This window comes from Nonomuraea sp. NPDC052265 (assembly GCF_044547985.1).
In the GTDB taxonomy this organism is placed as follows: domain Bacteria; phylum Actinomycetota; class Actinomycetes; order Streptosporangiales; family Streptosporangiaceae; genus Nonomuraea.
This window is the reverse complement of record NZ_JBIUBJ010000019.1, coordinates 35,546-57,477: the sequence shown is the minus strand read 5'-3', so window position 1 is coordinate 57,477 and position 21,932 is coordinate 35,546. Positions and strand designations below refer to the sequence as shown.

General features: G+C 72.0%; 20 protein-coding genes. 12 read left to right on the top strand and 8 right to left on the bottom strand.

All coding sequences use genetic code 11. The features are described from left to right. The first annotated feature begins 70 nt into the window (after positions 1 to 70). From ACIHAD_RS38175 to ACIHAD_RS38155, 5 genes are all read left to right on the top strand, one after another. Positions 71 to 1,243, top strand: coding sequence for a thiolase C-terminal domain-containing protein (locus ACIHAD_RS38175; RefSeq protein WP_397359620.1), 1,173 nt, complete (start codon positions 71 to 73; stop codon positions 1,241 to 1,243). A 3-nt stretch (positions 1,244 to 1,246) separates the two neighbouring features. After that, positions 1,247 to 1,690: a Zn-ribbon domain-containing OB-fold protein gene (locus tag ACIHAD_RS38170; protein ID WP_397359619.1), complete on the top strand. Its 444-nt coding sequence runs from the start codon at positions 1,247 to 1,249 to the stop codon at positions 1,688 to 1,690. 847 nt (positions 1,691 to 2,537) lie between these two features. Beyond that, complete coding sequence (locus tag ACIHAD_RS38165; RefSeq protein ID WP_352319883.1) at positions 2,538 to 3,290, top strand: GntR family transcriptional regulator; 753 nt, start codon at positions 2,538 to 2,540, stop codon at positions 3,288 to 3,290. A 199-nt stretch (positions 3,291 to 3,489) separates the two neighbouring features. Further along, positions 3,490 to 4,092 (top strand): GNAT family N-acetyltransferase, encoded by a 603-nt coding sequence (locus ACIHAD_RS38160; RefSeq protein WP_397359618.1) that lies wholly within the window; start codon positions 3,490 to 3,492, stop codon positions 4,090 to 4,092. Positions 4,093 to 4,273: 181 nt separating this feature from the next. Beyond that, on the top strand, positions 4,274 to 4,954 hold the full coding sequence (locus ACIHAD_RS38155) for a copper homeostasis protein CutC (RefSeq protein ID WP_397359617.1): 681 nt from the start codon (positions 4,274 to 4,276) through the stop codon (positions 4,952 to 4,954). Between the two features lie 19 nt (positions 4,955 to 4,973). Here ACIHAD_RS38155 and ACIHAD_RS38150 read toward each other — a convergent pair whose 3' ends face one another. From ACIHAD_RS38150 to ACIHAD_RS38130, 5 genes are all read right to left on the bottom strand, one after another. Further along, the gene (locus ACIHAD_RS38150; protein ID WP_397359615.1) at positions 4,974 to 6,086 is read right to left on the bottom strand and encodes a DUF6986 family protein; all 1,113 of its coding nucleotides are present in this window, start codon (positions 6,084 to 6,086) and stop codon (positions 4,974 to 4,976) included. An 8-nt stretch (positions 6,087 to 6,094) separates the two neighbouring features. Further along, complete coding sequence (locus tag ACIHAD_RS38145; protein ID WP_397359613.1) at positions 6,095 to 7,417, bottom strand: FAD-dependent oxidoreductase; 1,323 nt, start codon at positions 7,415 to 7,417, stop codon at positions 6,095 to 6,097. Positions 7,418 to 7,606: 189 nt separating this feature from the next. Next, positions 7,607 to 9,124: an AMP-binding protein gene (locus ACIHAD_RS38140; protein WP_397359612.1), complete on the bottom strand. Its 1,518-nt coding sequence runs from the start codon at positions 9,122 to 9,124 to the stop codon at positions 7,607 to 7,609. A gap of 16 nt (positions 9,125 to 9,140) precedes the next feature. Next, the gene (locus ACIHAD_RS38135; protein ID WP_397359611.1) at positions 9,141 to 10,214 is read right to left on the bottom strand and encodes a hypothetical protein; all 1,074 of its coding nucleotides are present in this window, start codon (positions 10,212 to 10,214) and stop codon (positions 9,141 to 9,143) included. Further along, complete coding sequence (locus ACIHAD_RS38130) at positions 10,211 to 11,278, bottom strand: LLM class flavin-dependent oxidoreductase (protein ID WP_397359610.1); 1,068 nt, start codon at positions 11,276 to 11,278, stop codon at positions 10,211 to 10,213. The genes ACIHAD_RS38135 and ACIHAD_RS38130 overlap by 4 nt, the downstream gene beginning before the upstream one ends. 101 nt (positions 11,279 to 11,379) lie before the next feature. Between ACIHAD_RS38130 and ACIHAD_RS38125 the strand changes: the two genes are divergently transcribed. Then, a complete protein-coding gene (locus ACIHAD_RS38125) occupies positions 11,380 to 11,853 on the top strand; it encodes a hypothetical protein (RefSeq protein WP_397359609.1) in 474 nt (157 codons plus the stop codon). A 6-nt stretch (positions 11,854 to 11,859) separates the two neighbouring features. Here ACIHAD_RS38125 and ACIHAD_RS38120 read toward each other — a convergent pair whose 3' ends face one another. Further along, positions 11,860 to 12,873 (bottom strand): acyl-CoA dehydrogenase family protein, encoded by a 1,014-nt coding sequence (locus ACIHAD_RS38120; RefSeq protein ID WP_397359608.1) that lies wholly within the window; start codon positions 12,871 to 12,873, stop codon positions 11,860 to 11,862. Between the two features lie 134 nt (positions 12,874 to 13,007). On the opposite strand from ACIHAD_RS38120, the gene ACIHAD_RS38115 reads away from it, so the two are divergent. Both ACIHAD_RS38115 and ACIHAD_RS38110 read left to right on the top strand, forming a co-directional pair. Further along, positions 13,008 to 13,679 carry a hypothetical protein gene (locus tag ACIHAD_RS38115; RefSeq protein ID WP_397359607.1) on the top strand — a complete coding sequence of 224 codons (672 nt, stop codon included), beginning with the start codon at positions 13,008 to 13,010 and terminating at the stop codon, positions 13,677 to 13,679. A gap of 117 nt (positions 13,680 to 13,796) precedes the next feature. Further along, positions 13,797 to 15,539 (top strand): proline--tRNA ligase, encoded by a 1,743-nt coding sequence (locus tag ACIHAD_RS38110; protein WP_397359606.1) that lies wholly within the window; start codon positions 13,797 to 13,799, stop codon positions 15,537 to 15,539. 47 nt (positions 15,540 to 15,586) lie between these two features. Here ACIHAD_RS38110 and ACIHAD_RS38105 read toward each other — a convergent pair whose 3' ends face one another. Both ACIHAD_RS38105 and ACIHAD_RS38100 read right to left on the bottom strand, forming a co-directional pair. Beyond that, complete coding sequence (locus tag ACIHAD_RS38105) at positions 15,587 to 16,063, bottom strand: ferritin-like domain-containing protein (RefSeq protein WP_397359605.1); 477 nt, start codon at positions 16,061 to 16,063, stop codon at positions 15,587 to 15,589. Continuing rightward, positions 16,060 to 16,563, bottom strand: coding sequence for a hypothetical protein (locus tag ACIHAD_RS38100; protein WP_397359604.1), 504 nt, complete (start codon positions 16,561 to 16,563; stop codon positions 16,060 to 16,062). The genes ACIHAD_RS38105 and ACIHAD_RS38100 overlap by 4 nt, the downstream gene beginning before the upstream one ends. Positions 16,564 to 16,847: 284 nt before the next feature. On the opposite strand from ACIHAD_RS38100, the gene rimP reads away from it, so the two are divergent. From rimP to infB, 4 genes are all read left to right on the top strand, one after another. After that, entirely contained in the window at positions 16,848 to 17,333 is a 486-nt protein-coding gene (rimP, locus tag ACIHAD_RS38095) for a ribosome maturation factor RimP (protein WP_397359603.1), read from the top strand. Between the two features lie 12 nt (positions 17,334 to 17,345). Beyond that, the gene (gene nusA, locus ACIHAD_RS38090) at positions 17,346 to 18,350 is read left to right on the top strand and encodes a transcription termination factor NusA (RefSeq protein ID WP_397359601.1); all 1,005 of its coding nucleotides are present in this window, start codon (positions 17,346 to 17,348) and stop codon (positions 18,348 to 18,350) included. Then, a complete protein-coding gene (locus ACIHAD_RS38085) occupies positions 18,334 to 18,633 on the top strand; it encodes a YlxR family protein (RefSeq protein ID WP_357694418.1) in 300 nt (99 codons plus the stop codon). The genes nusA and ACIHAD_RS38085 overlap by 17 nt, the downstream gene beginning before the upstream one ends. Before the next feature lie 125 nt (positions 18,634 to 18,758). Further along, positions 18,759 to 21,863: a translation initiation factor IF-2 gene (gene infB, locus ACIHAD_RS38080; RefSeq protein WP_397359600.1), complete on the top strand. Its 3,105-nt coding sequence runs from the start codon at positions 18,759 to 18,761 to the stop codon at positions 21,861 to 21,863. The last annotated feature ends 69 nt before the right edge of the window (positions 21,864 to 21,932 follow it).

Sequence of the window (21,932 nt, the reverse complement as noted above, 5' to 3'; positions counted from 1 at the left end):
TTCGCGGGCCCTCGCTCTCGCTTCGTCCTTTGGTTGACATGGGGAAAAGGGTGGGCATAGCGTGACGGATGTGGCCAAGCGCTTGCTTGATTTCCGGGACACCACCGCCATAGCGGGAGTCGGCTACACCCCCTTCACCAAGAACTCGGGCGTCAGCACCCTCACCCTGGCCTGCCGCGCGATCCTGGCCGCCCTCGACGACGCCGGCCTCCCCCCGGACGCCGTGGACGGCCTGGCCACCCACCGCGTCGGCGACTCGGCCCCGCCCTCCCTGGTGGCCCCCGCCCTCGGCCTGCCCGACCTCGCCTGGCACCTCGACCAGTTCGGCGGCGGCAGCGTCTCGCACGCCGTCGTCGGCCAGGCCGCCCTGGCCGTGGCCACGGGGACGGCCGAGACCGTCGTCTGCTACCGCGCCGTCAACGCCCGATCCGAGTTCCGCATGGGCGGCACCGGACGCGGCGTCCCGGCGAGCCCCGAGGTCCAGTACCAGGCCCCGTACGGCTTCTTCGCCCCGCCGCAGCAGTACGCCATGTACGCCCGCGCCCACATGCTCCGGTACGGCACCAGACCCGAACACTTCGGCCGGCTGGCGGTCACCCAGCGCGCCAACGCGGTCAAGAACCCGCGGGCGCTCATGCGTACCCCCATCACGCTGGAGGACTATCTGGCCAGCAGGTGGATCGCCGAGCCGTTCCGCCTCCTGGACTGCTGCCTGGAGACCGACGGCGCCTGTGCGGTCGTCGTCACCACGGCCGAACGCGCCCGCGACCTTCGCCGCCATCCCGTCCTGATCTCGGCGGCGGCCTGGGGCGGCGGCACGTCCCACCTGTCGGGCACGGGCCCGGCCGACCCCACGGTGACCGCGGCCGCCACCCTGGCTCCCCGCCTGTACGCGCAGGCCGGCCTCGGTCCAGGCGACGTGGACGTGGCCGAGATCTACGACTGCTTCACGTACTCGGTGATCGTGCAGCTGGAGGACTACGGCTTCTGCGCCAAGGGCGAGGGCGGCCCGTACGTGGAGTCGGGGGCCACGGCCCCGGACGGCGAGCTGCCCGTGAACACCCACGGAGGCTTCCTATCGGAGGGGTACGTGCACGGCGTCAACCACATCGCCGAGGCGGCCGCCCAGCTCCGGGGCGAGGCGGGCGACCGGCAGGTGCCCGGCGCCGAGGTGGCGCTCTCGACGGCCCAGCCCGGCTACGTCCTGCCCGCCACCTCCGCCCTGATCCTCAGGAGGTCGTGACCCATGACCCGCGGTCCCCGTCCCGAGCCCGACCGCGACTCCGCCGAATGGTGGGAGCGCCTGGCGCGGGAGGGGTTCGCCGTGCAGCGCTGCGACGGCTGCGGGACCGCGCGCTTCCCGGCGCGGGCCTTCTGCCCGTCCTGCCGGGGCGAGGCGTGGCGGTGGCTGCCCGTGCCGGCCGAGGGCGTGGTGGAGAGCTGGATCGTCAACCGGCAGCCGTTCATGCCGGGCGCGGGGGAGCCGTACGTCGTGGTGATGGTCCGGCTGGACGCCGTCCCCGGCTGCCTGGTGCACGGGAACTGGCGCGGCGCCGCTCCCGAGCCGGAGCCCGGCCAGCGCGTACGGGGGGTCCGCACGCGGGTCGACGACCGGCTGACCCTGCTCGACTGGGAGCCCCTGAGCGGGGATCTGGATGCCCATTCGCCCGAGCGCACATCCTCCCGCTGATCGATCTTGGTCCGGGGTTTCGATTGGTACCGGAAATTCCCACCAGTCCCACCATTGCGAAGGTGCCCCCAGGTTGGCCCGCGAGGGTTGATGATGAAGCTGAGGCGTCAAACATGGAGGCGACCCGGACGTGGCGGCGTACGTGTGCGGTAGCGACTCGGCGACAGCCGTGACCCCGAGGTCACGACCGCTGACCCCTGCCGCCGGCCCGGGCCTGAGCCGGGTGGCGCGCAGCCCTCCGGACGCGAGGGTGGTACGGCGGCGGTACGGCGGCGGAAGAGGGTCCCTCGGAGGAAGGCGCGTCCTGGCGGGCGTGGGGGACCCGCCAGGACGCGCTTCCTGCCCCGTGAGCGGCGACGCCAGGACTCCGGCGAGGGATGGAGTCCTAGGTCGTGAGTTCGCGCACGGAGTCGGTGGGGGTGTGCGAAGGCACGTGCCGCCGGTGACGAGCGGTGATGCGTCGAGCCGAACCGATCGGGTCATCAATGGGGTGCGTGACGGGGGCGCCACCCTCCTCGTTCCAGACAAAGGATCCGTCTATGCACCACATGGTCAGTTCAGTCGGCACCGAGAGCACGGACATTCCCTTTTCCTTGCTCTGGTTCGTGTGGGAGAACCCGTCGCGTCGCAACACGTAACGCAGTGAACGAGTTGCTTCACGAGGGTCCTGCCAGGGCAGGAACGGCGTGTCCGAGTGAACCGGCAACACTTGGCCTCCACCCCCTCACCGGCCTTTAGATGGATTTGTACCAACGAATGGATGATGGGCCGGTCGAGGGGCTTCGGTCAAGGGGTTGTGGCCTGCTAGAACCAGATCGTCTAAATTGTTGGAACAAAAGGGGTGAAAGTGGCAAGGTCGGTGCTGTATCAGCAGGTGGCGGCGGAGTTGCGTCGAGCCATCTACTCGGGTGTCCTCGGCCCCGGGGCACAGCTGCCGACCGAGGCGCAGCTCATGGAAGACCACGGGGTGAGCAGGAACACCGTCAGGCTGGCCCTCGGGGAGCTCGTGAACGAGGGGCTGGTCACGCGTACGCCGCGGCGTGGCACGGTGGTCCGCGACCGCAGGCCGCTGCTCATCTACCCGCAGCGCGAGCTGGAGCCGCAGCCCACCGGTGAACTGAAGGAGGCCTTCGCCTACGCCGTTGCGCAGGAAGGCCGGGCGCCCAGCCAGTACATTGAAGTGCTGACGGTTTCTCCCGTCGAGGAGATCGCCAGCAGGCTGGAACTGGCGGACGGGGAGTTGGCGGTCGTGCGCCGCCGTCTGCGATTCGTCGACGGCCAGCCGTACAACACCAACGACTCCTACTTCCCCCGTGACCTGGTCGCCGATTCCGAGATCGCCAGGCCCGGAGACATCGCACGAGGGGCGAACAGGGTCCTGGAAGAACTGGGCCATGCGCAGATACGCGTCGTGGACGACATCTGGGCCCGCATGCCCAACCAGGAGGAGGCCGAACGCCTCCAACTCGAACTCGGCACACCAGTCATGGTGTACGTCCGGGTCGGGTACGACGGGGCCGACATGCCCGTGCGTGTCGCTGTGTCGGTGCTGCCCGCCGACAAACATCTGATCAGATACGAGCTCGATCGTCGCCGCTGACGGGCTCGGTTGAAGGGGTGATCCCGCCGGCCGGGCGCAGCGAGAAAGCCGCCTCGCTGGCCTAGGGGAGTCGTGCATACTCCCCTAAATCGCCATTTATCCATATATATCGGGTTGAGGACCCATTTCGCCCCTGCGCGACATCGCGCCATCACGCTCTGTGTCGGCATGGGCACCCTACGCATCGAAGGGCTGTATTATGCACACAAACACCCTCCTTCACCCGCTCGCACTCCGGCGCGCGGAGCCCGCGGACCTTCCCGGCGTACTCAGGCTTCTCGCGGACACCGCCGAGTGGCTCTTCACGCAGGGAGTGCGGCAGTGGCCGCGGCAGGGATTCGGCCCCGAGCGGATCGAGCCGCTCATCGAGGAGCGGGTCCTGTACCTGCTCGACGACGAGCTCCGCTATCTCGACCCCGACGTCCAGGCCCCGCCCGTGGCCACCATCGCCATCGACGGCAACGCCGATCCGGAGTTCTGGACCCCGGCCGACGACCCGGGGGCCGCGCTGTACGTCCACAAGCTGGCCGTGGCGCGGCCGTGGTCCGGCAGCGGGCTCGGCGACGCGCTCCTCGACTGGGCCTGCTCGTCGGCCCGTTCCGCCGGGCTGCCCTGGCTCCGGCTCGACTGCGCCAAGGCCAACCCGCGGCTGCAGGAGTACTACCGCATGCGCGGCTTCCGGCACGTCCGTACGGTGGACCTGCCGCACCGCTCGTCCGGGGCCCTGTTCCAGCGGCCGTCGCGGGACCTGTCCACGACGGCCTTCCGTGACCTGACGGTCGCGGAGCTGATCAGCGCCTAGCGAACCCCCTGGCCGGATCCGGTCCGGAAGGGGGCCGGGTCCGGCCGCCCGCAGGAACCGCCGCCGGGCCTGCTCGTCGGTCCTCCGGCCAGTCGAGGGGGCCAAGATCATACCGCAAGGGTCCCAATGGGCACGTGCGTTTCCGGCGCAAGTGGACAGAGCACCATATAACCTCTCCTCCATGACCGGATCCCTCCTTGAGGTGATCGCGCTGAACGTGCGCGACGCCGTGGCCGCCGAGCAGGGCGGCGCCGACCGCCTGGAGGTCGTCGCCGACATGGCGGCCGACGGGCTCACCCCCGCACCGGAGACGGTCGCCGCGATCGCCGCGGAGTGCCCCCTGCCCCAGATGGTGATGCTCCGCCGCGAGGCCGGCTTCACCGCCGACCCCGACGTCCTGGACCGGCTGCGCCGCGACGCCAAGGCGCTCGCGCAGGCGGGCGCGGCCGGGTTCGTGTTCGGCTTCCTGGACGGCGCGGGCGTGGTCGATCTGGCGGCCACCGAGGCCCTCATCCACGCCGTCTCGCCGCTCCCGTGGACCTTCCACCGCGCGGTGGACCACGCCGCCGACGTGCAGGCGTCCTGGCGGGCCGTGCGGCTGCTGCCCAACCTGGCGACCGTGCTCACCTCCGGTTCCCCCCAGGGGGTCGGCGCGGGGCTGCCGACGCTGAAGTCCAGGGCCGAGGCCGGCGACGGGTCGATCATCCTGGCCGGCGGCGGGCTCAAGCCCGCCCATGTGCCCGACCTGCTGGACTACGGCATCCGCGCCTTCCACGTGGGCTCGGCCGTACGGGCGAGCTGGTCGGACCCGGTCGAGTGGCGGCTGGTCCGGCAGTGGCGCTCCCTGGTCGAGCGCGACTGAGTCCTCAGGGGCCCCGGGGTCAGGTGGACAGGGCCGCGTCGGCGCGGCGGAGGGCGGCGGCCAGCGCCTTGACGGTGGCGGGTTCGTCCATGACGCCGCCCCCGGAGGCCCGCCGCTCCTCCCAGGCCCGTACGCGCTCCCGGTAGGAGTCGTAGCGGGCCAGGTGGAAGGCGTAGACGGTGGCGAACCTGCTCACGAGCTGGGCCGGATGCATGTCCCAGCCCTGGTGGAAGCCGTGGGCCAGCGAATGGCCGACCAGCCGGGCGTGCCGGCCCCACAGGGCGTGGACGTCCTCGGCCCGGTCGGAGGCGGGCGCGGCGGCCAGCGAGCCGTCGGACAGCTCGACGCCGGTGCCCGCGAACGCCGTCTGCATGACGTGCCTGGCGTGGTCGCAGGCCGGATGGTCGAGCCGCTGCTCGTGCGGCGGCAGGCCGATGGCGGCGGTGTAGTCGAACACGCCGAAGTGCGCCGCGGCCAGCCGCCCGCCGAGCGATCCGGGCAGTTCGGGCCGCAGGAAGGGCAACGTCTGCGGCGCCTCGACCTGCATCTCGAAGCGCAGCCCGGACAGGCCGAGCCGCGCCTCCAGCCGGTCAAGGACGCCCGCGAACTGTCCGAGGTACTCCTCCATGAGCACCTTCGGGAACGTCACCGTGAACCCCGCCGGCAGCTCGCCCGCCCGCTCCAGCACCCCGGTCAGGAAGCCGCCGAGCGTGCGCACCGACCTCGCCGGGTCGCCGTCGGCGAACGACTTGACCCGCAGCCCCCACCGGCGCGGCAGGGTGCCGGCGGCGTGCAGGTCGGCCACGGCCCGCGCGGCCCGCTCGGCGTGCCCGTCCTCCTCCTCGTACGGGCGCACGCCGTAGCCGTCCTCGAAGTCGATCCGCAGGTCCTCGACCGGCTCGCGGTCCAGCTTGCCGAGCACCCGGTCGCGCACGTCGGGAGCGAACGCCTCAAGATGGTCCTTGGCCAGCGAGAACGCCTGCCCGCCCCACTCGGCGACGGTCGAGGCGGAGAAGCGGTCGGCGGGCACGTAGACGGTGTGGACCGGCTGCCAGCCCGGCTCGGCCACGGGGTAGCGGGCCTGCTGGACCGCGTGGACCTCGGCGAAGCCGGGCACGGGCTCATCGTTCACGTACGGGCTCATTCCAGGTGGGCGCAGGCGCGGAGCATGGTGTCGACACCGACCAGTTTGACGCGTTCGCCCCGGCCGAGCGATGCGGCCAGCTCACCCTCGGCCCGTTCGATGGCCAGCCAGTCGTCGTAGGTCACCGGCCGCACGCCGCGCTCCGCCAGCAGCGAGTCGACCGGCGGTCGCGACACCCGCGCGCCGCCCTCCGGGGACTCGCCCTCCAGGTCGGCCAGCAGCGTGCGGACCGTCTCGGCGGCGTCGGACTTGTTGGTGCCGATGACGCCGGTCGGGCCGCGCTTGAGCCAGCCCGCCACGTACTCGCGCGGGCGCACCCGGCCGGCCTCGTTGGGCACGGTCATCGTCCGCTCGGAGAACGGCACGCCGGGCAGCGGGACGCTCTGGTAGCCGACCGAGCGCAGGACCATGCCGACGGGCAGCGTCTCGTACTCGCCGGTGCCGACGACGCGGCCCTCCTCCGACAGGCGGGTGCGTTCCAGCCGCAGCCCCTCGACCCGGTCGGCGCCCAGGATCTCCACCGGCCGCAGCCAGAAGCGCACGTCGAGGCGGCGCGGCCGGCCCACCGGCTCGCGACCGGCCCACGACTGCAGGACCTTGATGTTGCCCTGGACCTGACGCGGGAAGTCGGCGCCGAGGACGGCCGCCTCGTCCGGGCGCACGCAGACGTCGGCGTTGGCCAGCTCGCCCAGTTCGCGCAGCTCCTTCAGGGTGAACTTGGCGTGCTCGGGCCCGCGCCTGCCGACCATGTGGATCGCCTTGACCTGGCTCTGGCTCAGGCGGTCGAGGACGTCGTGCGGCACGTCGGTGTGCCGTAGCTCCTCGGCGGTCTTGGCCAGCACCCGGACGACGTCGACGGCCACGTTGCCGACCCCGATCACCGCGACCTCGGAGCTGTCGAGCGTGAAGCGGCCGGGATCGACGTCGGGGTGGCCGCAGTACCAGTTGACGAAGTCGGTGGCCGCCACGCTGCCCGGCAGGTCCTCGCCGGGGATGCCGAGCCGCCGGTCGACCATCGCGCCCGTGCAGTAGACGACCGCGTCGTAGACGCCGAGCAGGTCCTCGACGGAGAGGTGGTCGCCCAGGGTGACGCCGCCGAGGAAGCGCACCTGGGGCAGTTCGAGCACCCTGCGCAGGTAGTTAGCGATCGACTTGATCGAGGTGTGGTCGGGCGCCACGCCGTACCTGACCAGCCCGTACGGCGTGGGCAGCCGTTCCAGGACGTCGACCTGGACGGGCTCGCCCGACTGTTTGACCAGTGCCTCGGCGGTGTAGATCCCGGCCGGGCCCGACCCGATGACCGCCACGTGCAACGCCACGCTGCCTCCTCATGCCGGTGAAGGTGCGACGCGGAGGACGCGTCCCTAGAGGTGCAACCGGCCCGTGTGCTCGATGTATCCCCGGTCGCCCGCGCGGATGAACCCGCGCGGATGAACCCGTCTCCCGTGAATACCGTCCCATCCGGATTCTCACCCACGCGGCCGCTCGTGGCAGCCCCTGAAACGCCGCTATCCGGGGACGGCCCGTAAACGCAGGGCGAGCTTGTCGATCTTGCCGTTGACGTTGACGGGCAGCGCGTCCACCACCTCGATGCGCGTGGGCACCTTGTAGTTGGACATGTTGGCCTTCGCCCAGGCCAGCAGCGCGGCGGCGGTGACGCGGGCGTCCGGCCGGGGCACCACGTACGCCACGCCGGCCTCGCCGGAGACCGCGTCCGGCACGCCGACCACGGCGGCCTGGGCCAGCGAGCCCTCGCGCAGCAGGAGCGCCTCGACCTCGGCGGGGGAGACGTTGAACCCGTTGACGATGTAGAGCTCCTTCTTCCTGTCCACGATGGCGAGGTTGCCCGCCTCGTCCAGCACGCCGACGTCGCCGGTGTGCAGCCAGCCGTCGGCGTCGATCACCTCGGCCGTCCTGGCGGGCTCGTCCCAGTAGCCGCGCATGACGCCGTAGCCGCGTTGCAGGATCTCGCCGCGCGTGCCGGGCGCGACCTGCCTGCCGTCGTCGTCCACGATCCTGATCTCGATGCCGGGGACGGCCCTGCCGGTGGTGTTCGCGACGACGTCGATGGGGTCGCCGGCCCGCGTCATGGACACGACCGTGCCCTCCATCAGCCCGTACGCGTTGATCATCCGTTCCAGGCCGACCCGCTCGACCAGCCGGGTGATCAGCGTGGCGGGCACGGACGCGGCCCCGCAGATGGCCACCCGCAGCGAGGAGACGTCCCGGTCGGCGCGGTCCAGCTCGTCCAGGATCCGGGCGAACAGGGTGGGCGGCCCGGCCAGGATAGTCACCCGCTCGGAGGAGATCAGCGACATCAGGGCGTCCGGCGAGAAGGACGGGATCGGCAACATCGTGGCCCGGCGCAGCACGCAGGCGACGAGCCCGGCGTTCAGCCCGAACCCGTGGTTGAAGGGCGCGATCACCGGATAGCGGTCGTGCTCGTCCAGCGTGACGATCTCCGCCCAGTCCCAGTAGCCGCGCAGGACCTGGGCGTGGTCGAGCATCACGCCCTTGGGCGTGCCCGTGGTGCCGGACGTGGACATGATCTCGCACAGGTCGCCGGGGCCGACCCCGAGCGCCCGTTCCTCGCCCGTCCGTACGCCCACCCCGCCCGCGTCCAGGTCGCCGGCCGTGCGGACGGTCACCCGGCCGTCCAGGGGCGGCAGCAGGCCGGCGAGCGGCGGATCGCCGACGATCACCACCTTCACCCCGGTACGGGCGATCAGCTCCGCCGCCTCGATGCCCTTGTACCGCGACGACAACGGCACGAGCACGGCCCCCGCGTCCCAGACGCCGAACGCGTGCCGCACCCAGGACGCCGAGTTCGAGCCCCAGATCGCCACCCGGTCGCCGGGCCCGACGCCGAGGGCGATCAGCCCGCGGGCCACCTCGGCGGCTCCCGCCCTGAGTTCCGACAGCGTGACGGGGACGCCGCCCTCGACGACCGCGATGGTGCCGGGATGGCGTTCGGCCTGGTCGCGCAGCATGCGGGGGAGCGTCCCCCAGTCGGGCATCGATGCCATCGGCTACTCCGTCGCGCTAGCTGAGGAGGGCTCTGTCCCGGCCGAGATGGTGGCCGCGCCGGTCGTCCACCGTGCCGGGCAGCGTGCCGGGGACGGGGGTCTCCAGGACGTCCTGGGCGATCCGCACGTCGATCGAGATCGGGGTCAGGGCCCGTACGGCCTGCTCGATCCTCGACCGCCACATGGGGTTCCTGATCAGGCTCTCCCGGCCGAACGACACGGTCAGGGCGGCGGCGTCCAGGGTGCCCTGGCGTTCGACCGACAGCTCCCAGCCGGTCACGCCGTCGACTTTCGACAGCGCCTTCTCGACCCGCGGCAACGCCAGCCACACGCCTCTGACCAGCACGTGGTCCCCCACGGTGTGCGCGGGCGCGGGCAGCTCGGAGCCGTCGGCCCTGGCCACCAGGCCGGTCCTGAGCACGGCGTCGCCCAGCGTCGGGTGCCCGGACGGCATGACGACCAGCTCGGCCAGCGCGGCCTCCTGACCGGCCCGGTCGTCCTTGGTCGGCGAGGCCAGGCCCAGCACGCCGTCCGCGAGTGGGGTGAGGGGCGCGTCCTCGGCGGTCCTGTACGCGAGCGCGCCGCCGCTGAACGGGCTGGCCAGCACCTCCGTGACCGCGCAGCCGAACTCGCCCGCCAGGTGCCCCATCGTGCGCTTGGAGGCGATCTCGCCGGTCAGGACGATGTGTTCGAGCCCGAGGTCGAGCGGGTCGAGGAGGAACTCCAGATGCAGGCGGGCCAGCAGGTCCATCGCGCCCGTCGGGGTGCTGACCAGCGTGGTCGCGCCGAGCGCGGTCAGCGCGTGGTGCAGGCGCATGCGGCCGCGCGGTCCGACCGCGGCGGCGGCCCGCGCGACGTCCGCGGCGGCGGCGGCCCACAGCGCGCCCGCCGGTTCGGCGAGCGCCACCACGACCCGGTCGCGTCCGCCGACCCCGGCCGCGCGCAGCGCCGCCCCGGTGAGCCCGGTCGCGGCCTCCCGCGGGCCGGCCGGGAACACGCTGGAGAGGTCGGGCGCCACGAACAGCAGGCCTTCGGCGGAGCGTCCGGCCGCGGCGAGGTCGTCGCGGGTCAGCCAGCGGGCGGCCGTCAACGGGCCACCTCGTCCATGAACAGCGTCATCGACTCGCAGACCCTCTCGTGGGCCAGCCCGCCGACCTGCGCCTGGATGATCAGATCCGTGGCGCCCGCCTCGGCGATCCTGGCCAGGGCCTTGCGCGAGCCCTCCACGTCGTCCACCACGACCATGAGGTGCTCGCGCAGCGTGGCCATGGCCTCCTCCGGCGGCATCCCGGCGGCGAGCTGGCCCAGCACGCGGTGGGTGGCGTGCCGGGCGTCGTAGTAGTCGGGCGGGGTGACCAGGTTGACCTGGCGGCGGATGTACCACAGGACGGCGTCGGCGGCGGTGGCGGTGGCCTCGTCCCGGGTGGGGGCGGCGAACCAGGGGATCATCAGGGCGATCCGCCGGGAGTCGGGATCGAAGCCGCTCTCGGCCAGGCAGTCCCGATATCTCGTGATGTCGGCGGCGACGTCGTCGATGCCCTTGAGCATCGTCATGCCGAGCAGGTTGTAGCCGTGCCGGGCGGCGGCCAGGTAGCCCTCCAGCGAGGTGGAGGCCACCCACACGGGCGGGTGCGGCTCCTGGGCCGGACGCGGGTAGACGGCCACGTCGGGGATCTCGAAGAACTCGTTCGACCTGCTGACCGGCTCGCCGTCGGCGCGCCAGATGGCCAGGGTGGCCTCCAGCGAGTCCTCCCAGATCTGCCGCGACTTCTCGAACGGCCGCTGGAACGCCTGGTACTCCAACGGGGAGGCGCCGCGTCCCGTGCCGAACTCGACCCGGCCGCCGCTCAGCACGTCGAGGGTGGCGACCCGCTCGGCGGTGCGGATGGGAGACTGGAAGGGCAGCAGCATCACGCCGAGCCCGAGGTGGATGCGCTCGGTGCGCTGGGAGATGGCCGCGAGGACCAGGTCGGGGGCGGAGGAGTGGGAGAAGCCCCTGGTGAAGTGGTGCTCGACGAACCAGGCCGTGTCGAACCCCAGCCGATCGCCGAGGACGACCTGCTCGATCACGTTCTGGAACGCCTGTCGCTCGACCTCGCGGGTGCGGCCGCGTACCTCCAGTTCGTACCCCAGGCTGATCCGTAGGGACGTCATCGCGCCTCCGGCGAAAGTAGTGAACCAAGCGCTCGCTTGGTAGAGACTATCAGGGCCGAAGACTTGCGGGAAGGGCGCGCCGCCGATCAGAGTGGTTGCTCGTGAGGCGAAAGCGCGCGCTGCGGCGGTCGAAGGACGGCACGTTCCACGACCATGGCGACGACGATCCCTCACTCTCCGGCGCGCGCGGTTACGAGGCGTTCGGCCGGGTGATGGCCGCCCTCGCGACCGAGGCCGACTTCATCGAGTCCTGCCGTGACCTGACGTGGTGGCGCGGCGCCGACCGGAGCTGGCACATCGAGTGGCGCGACGGGCCGTACGCCTCGGAGGTGGCCGCGCTGCTCGCCGAGCAGGCGGGCGACGACGGCGAGGCGCCGCCCACGGCCGCCGGCCACGCGGGCGCGGGCTCGGCGGTGCTGGAGGTGATGGGCGTGCGGTTCGAGCTGCGCGCGATCGACCCCATGGGCCGGGCGCGGGTGCGCGCGCGTCCCGGGTTGTGGCGCCTGGCCGAGGCCCTCGACACCACCCGCCGCACCAACACCCGCCATCCGTGGGAGGAACTGCTCGGCGGCTGAGCCGCGCTACGCCTGGCCGAAGACGTGCGGGGCCAGGCGGGCGCGGTGCGCCTGCGGCGGGCAGAGGAGCTGGGCGTCGGACGCGGCCCGCTTGAGATACCGGTGCGCGGGATGTTCCCAGGTCACCCCGATCCCGCCGTGCACCTGGATGTTCTCGCCCGCCGCCGTCAAAAACGCCTCCGCGCAGTACGACCCCGCGACGGCGGCGAAGACGTCCGACTGTGTTGCCGACTGTGTTGCCGACTGTGCTGACGGCTCTGCCGCCGACTCCGCTGTCGACTGTGCCGCCGCGCGTGCCGCCGAGCGGGCGGACTCCACGAGCAGCAGCACGTCGGCCAGCTTGTGCTTGATCGCCTGGAACGAGCCGATCGGCCGGCCGAACTGCCGCCGCGACCGCGCGTACTCGGTGGCCATCTCCAGGCAGCGCGCCGCGCCGCCGGTCTGTTCAGCCGCCAGCGCCGCGATCCCGAGGTCCCGTACGCGGGCCCACGACGTCCCCGGGCCCAGCCGCCGCGCGGGCGCGCGGTCGAAGACGAGGGAGACCAACGGCCGGGTCTCGTCCATGGTCGGGTACGCCGCCCGCCGCGTCGGCACGGCCTCCACCAGGTGTCCGCCGGCGTAGGCGAGCACGACCTCGCCCTCCAGCGCGTACGGCACCGCCCCCGAGAGCCGGTCGTCCGCCAGCAGCAGGTCCCCGTCGCCCGGGAGCACGACGGTCGCCGTCGCCGCCCCCGAGGCCAGCTCCGGCAGCAGCCGCGCCCGCGCCCGGTCGTCCCCGTCGGCCATGAGCGCGCCGACGGCCATCACGGCCGACTGCAGGAACGGGTGGGGTGACAGCGCGCGTCCCAGCTCCTCGGCCACGGCCGCCGTCTCCTGCGGGCCGCAGCCCGCGCCGCCGTACCGCTCGGGCACGAGCAGCCCCGCCGCGCCCACGTCGCGCGCGAACGCCTGCCACGTCGCGTCCGGCCGGTCGGCGAGGTAGGCGCGGACGACGGCGCCGAGCTCATCGGAGAGTGTCACCCGAGCATCTTAAACCAAGCGATTGCTTGTCTTAGATACGGATGTCCGAAATTTGCCTTTTTTGGATGGATACATAATCTGGATGCGGTCATCCCTAGACATTTCCGGGGGAGGGATTTGACCAGGGGATGAAGATGAACCGCACCGCGACCGAGTACGCCGACTTCGCCGAATGCGACCGGCGTCTGCGCCGCATGGAACACCACGTGCTGGCGGCCTTCCTGGCCGGACTGGCCGTGGGCCTGATCGGCATGCTCACCGCCGGCAAGGGCCCGGCCTGGCTCGGCCAGCTCTACGACCCGTACGCCTACCTGACCCTCGCGCTGGTCGTGGGCGCCACCGCGTCGGGGTTCGGCTGGGCGCTGCTGACCACGTTCCTGGCGGCGGTGTCCACCCTGGTCGCGGCCATGGGCGCGGGCGCGCTGCGCGGTGTGGACGGCTTCGACATCATCGGCGGCGGCGTCGCCGGGCTGAACTGGACGGTCGGCCTGCTCGTCGGCCTCGGCCTGCTCGCCTACGTCACCCGCAGGAGGGACGCCTGGGGCGACCTGGCCGCGGGCGCGATCGGCGCCCTGCTGATCGCCGACGTCGTCGACCGCGCGACCCCCGGGTTCATCGACAGCGAGCCGGCGTTCTGGCCGGGACCCGCCACGGTGGTCGCGCTGCTGGCCGTCGCCCTGGTCGCGGTGCTGCGCAGGAACAGGCGGGCACGCGTGCGCGCGCTGGCCGTCTCGGCCGTCTTCGCGGGCCTGTTCTCGGTCGGCCTGGCCGTCCTGGTGGGCGGCTGGCTCCCCCTCTCGGCCTGACCGGACGCCCCGGCGATCCCGCCCCTCAGCCGGACGCGCCGGTTAACGCCGAGCGGCAGAGCTCCCCGAGTCGATAGCCTGTAGTCCTTCACATCCAGGCCCGAGCAAGGAGTAGCCGTGTTGCTGCGTATGTCGTCGTTGTTTCTTCGCACCCTGCGGGACGACCCGGCAGACGCGGAAGTGCCGAGCCACAAGCTCCTCGTCCGCGCCGGCTACGTCCGCCGCGTGGCGCCCGGCATCTACTCGTGGCTGCCCCTCGGCAAGCTGGTGCTGGAGAACGTCACCAGGATCGTCCGCGAGGAGATGAACCGGATGGGCGGTCAGGAGGTTCTCTTCCCCGCCCTGCTGCCCCGCGAGTACTACGAGGCCACCGGCCGCTGGACCGAGTACGGCGACACCCTGTTCCGGCTCCAGGACCGCAAGGGCGCCGACTACCTCCTCGGCCCCACGCACGAGGAGCTCTTCACCGACATGGTCAAGGGCGAATACTCCTCGTACAAGGACTACCCGGTCACGCTCTACCAGATCCAGACCAAATACCGCGACGAGGCCCGGCCCAGGGCCGGCATCCTGCGCGGCCGCGAGTTCCTGATGAAGGACTCCTACTCCTTCGACCTCGACGACGACGGCCTCAAGCGCTCCTACGAGCAGCACCGCGAGACCTACATCCGCACGTTCGACCGGCTCGGCATCGAGTACAAGATCGTGTTCGCCACCTCGGGCGCGATGGGCGGCTCGGCCTCCGAGGAGTTCCTGGCGCCGACCCCCACCGGCGAGGACACGTTCGTGGCCTGCCACTCCTGCGGCTACGCCGCCAACGCCGAGGCCGTCACCACCACCGCGCCGGCCGTCCGCGACCTCGACGGCGCCGCGCCGATGCGGGTCCTCGACACGCCCGACACCCCGACCATCGACTCCCTGGTGTCCTACGTCAACGAGCGCCACGGCCTGTCCGTCACCGCCGCCGACACGCTGAAGAACGTCGTCGTCAAGGTCACGACCCCCGGCTCCGGCAAGGTCGAGACGCTGATCATCGGCGTGCCGGGTGACCGCGAGGTCGACTTCAAGCGCCTGGAGGCCGCGCTCGTGCCCGGCGAGCCCGCCATCTTCGAGGCCGCCGACTTCGCCGCCCACCCCGGTCTCGTACGCGGCTACATCGGCCCGCAGATCCTGCGCGAGCTCGGCATCCGCTACCTCGTCGACCCCCGCGTCGTCACCGGTACCTCCTGGGTCACCGGCGCCAACGAGCCCGGCAAGCACGCCGCCGACGTGGTCGCCGGGCGCGACTTCGTCCCCGACGGCACGATCGAGGCCGCCGAGGTGCGCGTGGGCGACCCCTGCCCCCGCTGCGGCTCCCCGCTGTCCATCGACCGCGGCATCGAGATCGGCCACATCTTCCAGCTCGGCCGCAAGTACGCCGACGCCGCCGGCCTCGACGCCCTCGGCCCCGACGGCAAGCCCGTCCGCATCACCATGGGCTCGTACGGCATCGGCGTCTCCAGGGCCGTGGCCGTCATCGCCGAGCAGGCCCACGACCAGCTCGGCCTGGTGTGGCCGCGCGAGGTCGCGCCCGCCGACGTGCACATCGTCGGCACCGGCAAGGAGAACCAGGTCGAGGCCGCCCTTGAGCTGGCCGGTGAGCTGGAGGCCCAGGGCCTGCGGGTGCTCGTCGACGACCGCGCCCAGGTCTCGCCGGGCGTCAAGTTCAAGGACGCCGAGCTGCTGGGGCTCCCGACGATCGTGGTGATCGGGCGCGGGCTCTCGCAGGGCGTCATCGAGCTGCGCGACCGGGTGACCGGCGTCAAGGAGGAGATCCCCCTCGCCGAGGCCGCCACGCGCATCCTGGCCGCCTGCCGCTGACGCGCCCGCCGCGGGGCCGGGCCACTGTCCCGGCCCCCGTGGCGCGGTCAGCCGCCGGAGCGTGAGGGTGACGGCGTGGGAGGCGGGCCGCTGCCCGGCATGCCGGGGAAGGCCGCGGGCGGAGACGGCTGGAAGGCGTAGGCGCGGGTCGCCGACTCCTGCATGGCCAGCGCGGCGTATTTGCGCAGCGCCGCGTCGCGGGCGGCGGCCAGCTCCAGATAGGCGGCCGTGACGCCGTTCTCCACCTGTGCCGCCAGCCGGGCGGCCTGCGCGCCGCCGGTGGGCACGTACGGCAGCGCGTAGGAGGGCTGCGACTCGCTCGGCCTGCCCCCGCGGCTGGTGATCAGGTTGCGGAGCTGGTCGCGGTGGGCCCGGTGGGCGTCGTACGCGGCGCCGGTCAGGTCGCGCAGGGCGCCGGTCGTACGCGCCCCCAGGAGCCCGTAGGCGAACACGGCGGCGTGCTCGGCGGCCAGAGCCTTGCGCAGCTTCTCGATGTCGTCCCCGTCCATCACGACCCCGTTCACGACGACTTCGGCAGTGACACGGCGTGGACCGCCTCGCACGCCCCGATGCTGGCGATGAGCTGGGCCACACCGGGGGACAGGCCGGCGAGCTGACGGGGGCGCTGCGCGGCGGCCCGGCGCTCGACGTCCCGCAGCCGCGACAGCGAGGGCTTGGGGGACTTCGACGGCGTGGCGCCGGGCGAAGCGCTCGGCGAAACCGGCGAGGAGGGGGCCGGCGAGGAGGCGGGTGGCGCGCCCGCGGGCAGGTATTTGCGCAGCTCGGCCAGGTGCGCCTGGTGGCGGGCGCGGAAGGGCTCCAGGGACTCGGCGCCGCCCGCGATCAGCGCCGAGTAGAGGGCGACCGTGCGTTCCTTGTCGGCGATCACCTGCCGCAGCAGGACGGTCTCGGGCGAGTCGGGCTCCGGAGCGGCGGGCTCGGCCGGGCCTGAGGCGCTGCAGGCCGTCAGGGCGGCCGCTCCGCCCGCCAGCACGGTTCGCCTGGAGAGGTGACGCGGGCGCACGGGCTTGGACCTCCGGTGACTACGGACCCGGTGACGACGGACCCCGCTGACCGGGGTGCCGCCGGAGACGGCTCCAGGTGACTGCGGGCGCAGATAGCATCGTACGGGCTGGTGCCCGGGATCGCCGTCAGGCGACGCTCCGCCACTCGACCACGACGAGTGGCGCTCTCTTCGTGCCTCCGTACAGATAGGGTGTCAACTGTCGTCGCTGGCTGCGCAGCCAGACGGCGGAGAGCCAGTGGCGAGGTCCGCCCGGCTGAGACATGACAATAGGGGAGGTCGATATGGGCAGCGCATCATCCCGCGACCACCTGATGAAGCTCCTGGAGCCTGTGGTCGCCGCGGAGGGCCTCGATCTGGAGGACGTCACGGTCACCCAGGCCGGCAAGAGGCGGTTGCTGCGCGTGATCGTCGATCGCGACGGCGGCGTGAGCCTCGACGACATCGCCGACGTGAGCCAGGCCGTCTCCACCGCGCTCGACGAGGACGACGTGATGGGGCAGTCCGCCTACACGCTTGAGGTCTCCTCACCGGGCGTCGACCGTCCGCTCACCGAGCCGCGCCACTGGCGCCGTGCCGCCAAGCGGCTGGTGAAGGCCGAGACGAGAGACGGCGCCGTGGTGGAGGGCCGCATCCTGGCGGCGGACGAGAGCGGCGTCGACCTCGACGTCGCCGGCTCCGCGCGCCGGCTCGATTATCAGGACCTGACCCGGGGCCGGGTGCAGGTGGAGTTCCGCCGGATCGACGACGTCGACGGCGACGAAGGCTAAGGGGGAAGCCTCGTGGACATCGACATGAGCGTCCTGCGCAGCCTGGAGCGGGAGAAGGACATCTCCTTCGACCTGGTCGTCAAGGCGATCGAGGACGCGCTGCTGATCGCCTACATCCGCACCGAGGGCGCGGCGCCCAAGGCACGCGCCCAGCTCGACCGCGGCAGCGGCCACGTCACGATCTGGGCGGCCGAGCTCGACGACGAGGGCGGCGTCGTCAGGGAGTTCGACGACACTCCGGGCAACTTCAGCCGGATCGCCGCGACCACCGCCAAGCAGGTCATCCTGCAGCAGCTCCGCGACGCCGAGGACGAGATCAACTTCGGCGAGTTCGCCAGCCGCGAGGGCGAGCTGGTCTCGGGCGTGATCCAGCAGGGCAAGGACCCGCGCGTGGTGCTGGTCGACCTCGGCAAGATCGAGGCCATCCTGCCGCACGCCGAGCAGGTCCCCGGCGAGGACTACGTGCACGGCGAGCGCATCCGCGCCTACGTGGTGCAGGTGAAGAAGGGCCACAAGGGGCCATCGGTGACGTTGTCGCGCACCCACCCCGGCCTGGTCAAGAAGCTCTTCGCGCTGGAGGTGCCCGAGATCGCCGACGGCACCGTGGAGATCGCCGCGGTGGCCCGCGAGGCCGGCCACCGTACGAAGATCGCGGTCCGGTCGCGCAAGCCGGGCGTCAACGCCAAGGGCGCCTGCATCGGCCCGATGGGCTCGCGCGTCCGCAACGTGATGACCGAGCTGCACGGCGAGAAGATCGACATCATCGACTGGTCCGAGGACCCCGGCGACTTCGTGGGGAATGCGCTGTCACCGGCACGTGTTTCCCATGTCGAGGTGCTCGATCTCGAAGGACGGGTCGCAAGGGTGACGGTCCCCGATTACCAGCTTTCGCTGGCCATCGGTAAGGAAGGGCAGAACGCCCGGCTTGCCGCCAGGCTCACCGGATGGCGCATTGACATCCGGCCTGACACACAAGCCGAGGATGCTGCCGGTTCCGTAGATGCGTCAACACGGTAAGCTGGAATATGGTGGCCACGCGGCCCCACAGCGCACCTGTGTGGGCTGCAGGGTTCGCACGGCTAAGTCCGAGCTGCTCCGTCTGGTGCGGATCGAGGACCATGTGGTCCCTGATCTGCGAGGACGGCTTTCTGGCCGCGGTGCATCGCTGCATCCGTCCTTGAGCTGTCTGGAGCTCGCCGAGCGCCGCCGAGCGTTCCCGCGCGCGTTCCGCGTGCCGGGGCCGCTTGACGTCGCAGGTGTGCGGGCACACCTGGAGGGAGAATCACGAAATGTCATGTAGGACGCCGAGTTGATGGGCGGAGTCAGATTGCTATGAGCGCCTGATGAGCACGCGGCGATGAAGACGTCAAGTTAACGACGGTCCGGACGGCACAGCCAGCCTCCCGGGCCGAGTAAGGGAGTGCAGTGGCGAAGGTCCGGGTATACGAGCTCGCTAAGGAGTTCGGCGTAGAGAGCAAGGTCGTCATGGCCAAGCTCCAAGAGATGGGGGAGTTCGTCCGTTCGGCGTCCTCGACCATCGAGGCGCCGGTGGTCCGCAGGCTCACCGAAGCTCTGGGCGCATCGAAGGGTGGGCCCTCCAGGGGCGGCGGTTCGTCGTCCAACAGGCCGCAGCCACCCAAGGCTGCGCCCCGTCCGGCCGAACAGCAGGCCGGCAACGGCGCCGCGGAGGCGCCGACCCCAACTACTCCGCGTCCAGGCCCGGCTCCGAGGCCCGGCCCGCGTCCCAGCCCGGCGACCGGCGCTCAGCCGCGTCCACCGGTGCCTATGCCCCACCAGCCGCAACAGCAGCCCGAGGCGGCGCGCGGCGAGACCTCCGGGGCTCCGCAGGCCCGCTTCGAGAGCGCGGCCGGTTCCGGCGCGCCCACCCGTCCGACTCCGGGGCCGCGTCCGGGTCCCGCCGCCCGTCCGGGTCCCAAGCCCGGTCCGGCGCCTCGTCCCGGGCAGCCTTCCGGTGGCGGCGGCGGTCAGCAGCAGGCTCCGCGTCCGGGTGCGCCCGCAGGCGGCGGCCCGCGTCCGGGTCCCGGTCCCAAGCCGGGTCCGCGTGGCCCGCGTCCGGGTAACAACCCGTTCTCGTCCAACGCCAGCGGCATGGGCCAGTCCCGTCCGCCGCGTCCCGGCGGCAACCGCGACGGTGGCGGCCCCGGTCAGCGTGAGCGTCGTGAGGGTCCGCCGCGTGACGGCGCGGCCCCCCGTCCGCCACGTCCCGGTGGCGAGGCCGGTCCGCGTCCCGCGGGTCCGCGTCCCGGTCCGCCCGGTGCGGCCGGTCCGCGTCCGGGTCCCGGCGCGGGTGGTCCCCGTCCGGGTGGGCCGCGTCCCAACCCGATGATGATGCCGCAGGGTCGTCCTGCCGGTCCGGGCGGTGGCCCGCGTCCCGGTGGTGGCGGCGGTGGCGGTCGTCCCGGCGGCGGTGGCGGCGGTGGCCGTCCCGGCGGTGGCGGCGGTCGTCCCGGTGGTGGCGGCGGTTTCGCCGGTCGTCCCGGTGGCGGCGGCGCCGGTCCCCGTACCGGCACCGGTGGTCCCGGTGGCGGCGGCGGTGGCTTCGCCGGTCGTCCGGGTGGCGGCGGCCGTGGTCGCGGCGGTGGCACGGCGGGCGCGTTCGGGCGTCCCGGCGGCCGTCCCGCGCGTGGTCGTAAGAGCAAGCGTCAGAGGCGCCAGGAGTTCGACAACATGTCGGCGCCGGCGATCGGCGGTGTGCAGGTCGCTCGCGGCAACGGCGCGACGATCCGCCTGCCGCGCGGCGCTTCGCTGTCCGACTTCGCCGACCGCATCGGCGCGAACCCCGCCTCGCTCGTGCAGATCATGCTGCACCTCGGCGAGATGGTGACCGCGACCCAGTCGGTCAACGAGGAGACGTTGCAGCTCCTCGGCGCGGAGCTCGACTACAACATCCAGGTCGTCAGCCCGGAGGAGGAGGACCGCGAGCTTCTCGAGGCCTTCGACATCGAGTTCGGCGAGAACGAGGGCGACGAGGACGACCTGGCCGCGCGTCCGCCGGTCGTGACCGTCATGGGTCACGTCGACCACGGTAAGACCAAGCTGCTCGACGCCATCCGCAAGACCAACGTGGTGGCGCGCGAGGCCGGTGGCATCACCCAGCACATCGGTGCCTACCAGGTCGCCGCGACGCACGAGGGCGAAGACCGGAAGATCACCTTCATCGACACCCCGGGTCACGAGGCGTTCACCGCCATGCGTGCCCGAGGCGCCAAGTCCACCGACATCGCGGTGCTGGTGGTCGCGGCCGACGACGGTGTGAAGCCGCAGACGATCGAGGCGCTCAACCACGCCCAGGCGGCCGACGTGCCGGTCGTGGTCGCGGTTAACAAGGTCGACAAGGAGGGTGCCGACCCCAACAAGGTCCGCGCCCAGCTCACCGAGTACGGCCTGGTCGCCGAGGAGTACGGCGGCTCGACCCTGTTCGTCGACATCTCGGCGAAGAACGGCACGGGCATCGACAACCTCCTCGAGGCCATCCTGCTCACCGCCGACGCCGAGCTCGACCTGCGGGCCAACCCGACGATGGACGCCCAGGGCATCGCGATCGAGGCCCACCTCGACAAGGGCCGCGGCCCCGTCGCGACCGTCCTGGTCCAGCGCGGCACGCTGCGCGTGGGCGACTCGATCGTGTGTGGCGAGGCCTTCGGCCGCGTCCGCGCGATGCTCGACGACAACGGCGACCCGGTCGAAGAGGCCACGCCGTCCCGTCCGGTCCTGGTGATGGGTCTGACGGCCGTGCCGAGCGCCGGTGACAACTTCATCGTCGTCACCGACGACCGGATGGCCCGCCAGATCGCCCAGCAGCGCGCGGCGCGCAAGCGCAGCGCCGACATGGCGAAGTCGAGCCGTCGTCGCACCCTCGAAGAGCTGTTCAGCGACCTTGAGAAGGGTCGCGTCGACGAGCTCAAGCTCATCATCAAGGGTGACGTGTCCGGTTCGGTGGAGGCCCTGGAAGACGCCCTGCTCAAGATCGACGTCGGCGACGAGGTCAGGCTCCGTGTCCTGCACCGCGCGGTCGGCGCCATCACCGAGTACGACGTCAACCTGGCCGTCGCCGACGACAACGCGGTCATCATCGGCTTCAACGTCCGCCCCGAGCCTCGGGCGCGCGACCTGGCCGAGCGCGAGGGCGTCGACATCCGCTACTACTCGGTCATCTACCAGGCGATCGAGGAAATCGAAGCGGCGCTCAAGGGCATGCTCAAGCCCGAGTTCGAAGAGGTCCAGATGGGCACCGCCGAAGTCCGCGAGGTCTTCAAGGTGCCGAAGATCGGCAACGTCGCCGGTTCGCTGGTCCGCTCCGGCACGATCGTCCGCAACAGCAAGGCCAGGGTGATCCGCGATGGCGTCGTCATCGCCGACAACCTGACCGTCTCGTCCCTGCGTCGCTTCAAGGAAGACGCGACCGAGGTCCGCGAGGGCTTCGAGTGCGGTATCGGTGTCGGTTACAACGACATCCGGCTCGACGACACGATCGAGACGTTCGAGATGCGGGAGAAGCCGCGGGTCTGACCCGCGGCCGGGCGCCCGGCGGAACCTCCGCCGGGCGCCTCTCGCACGCCCGGGCCCCCTCCCCACCGC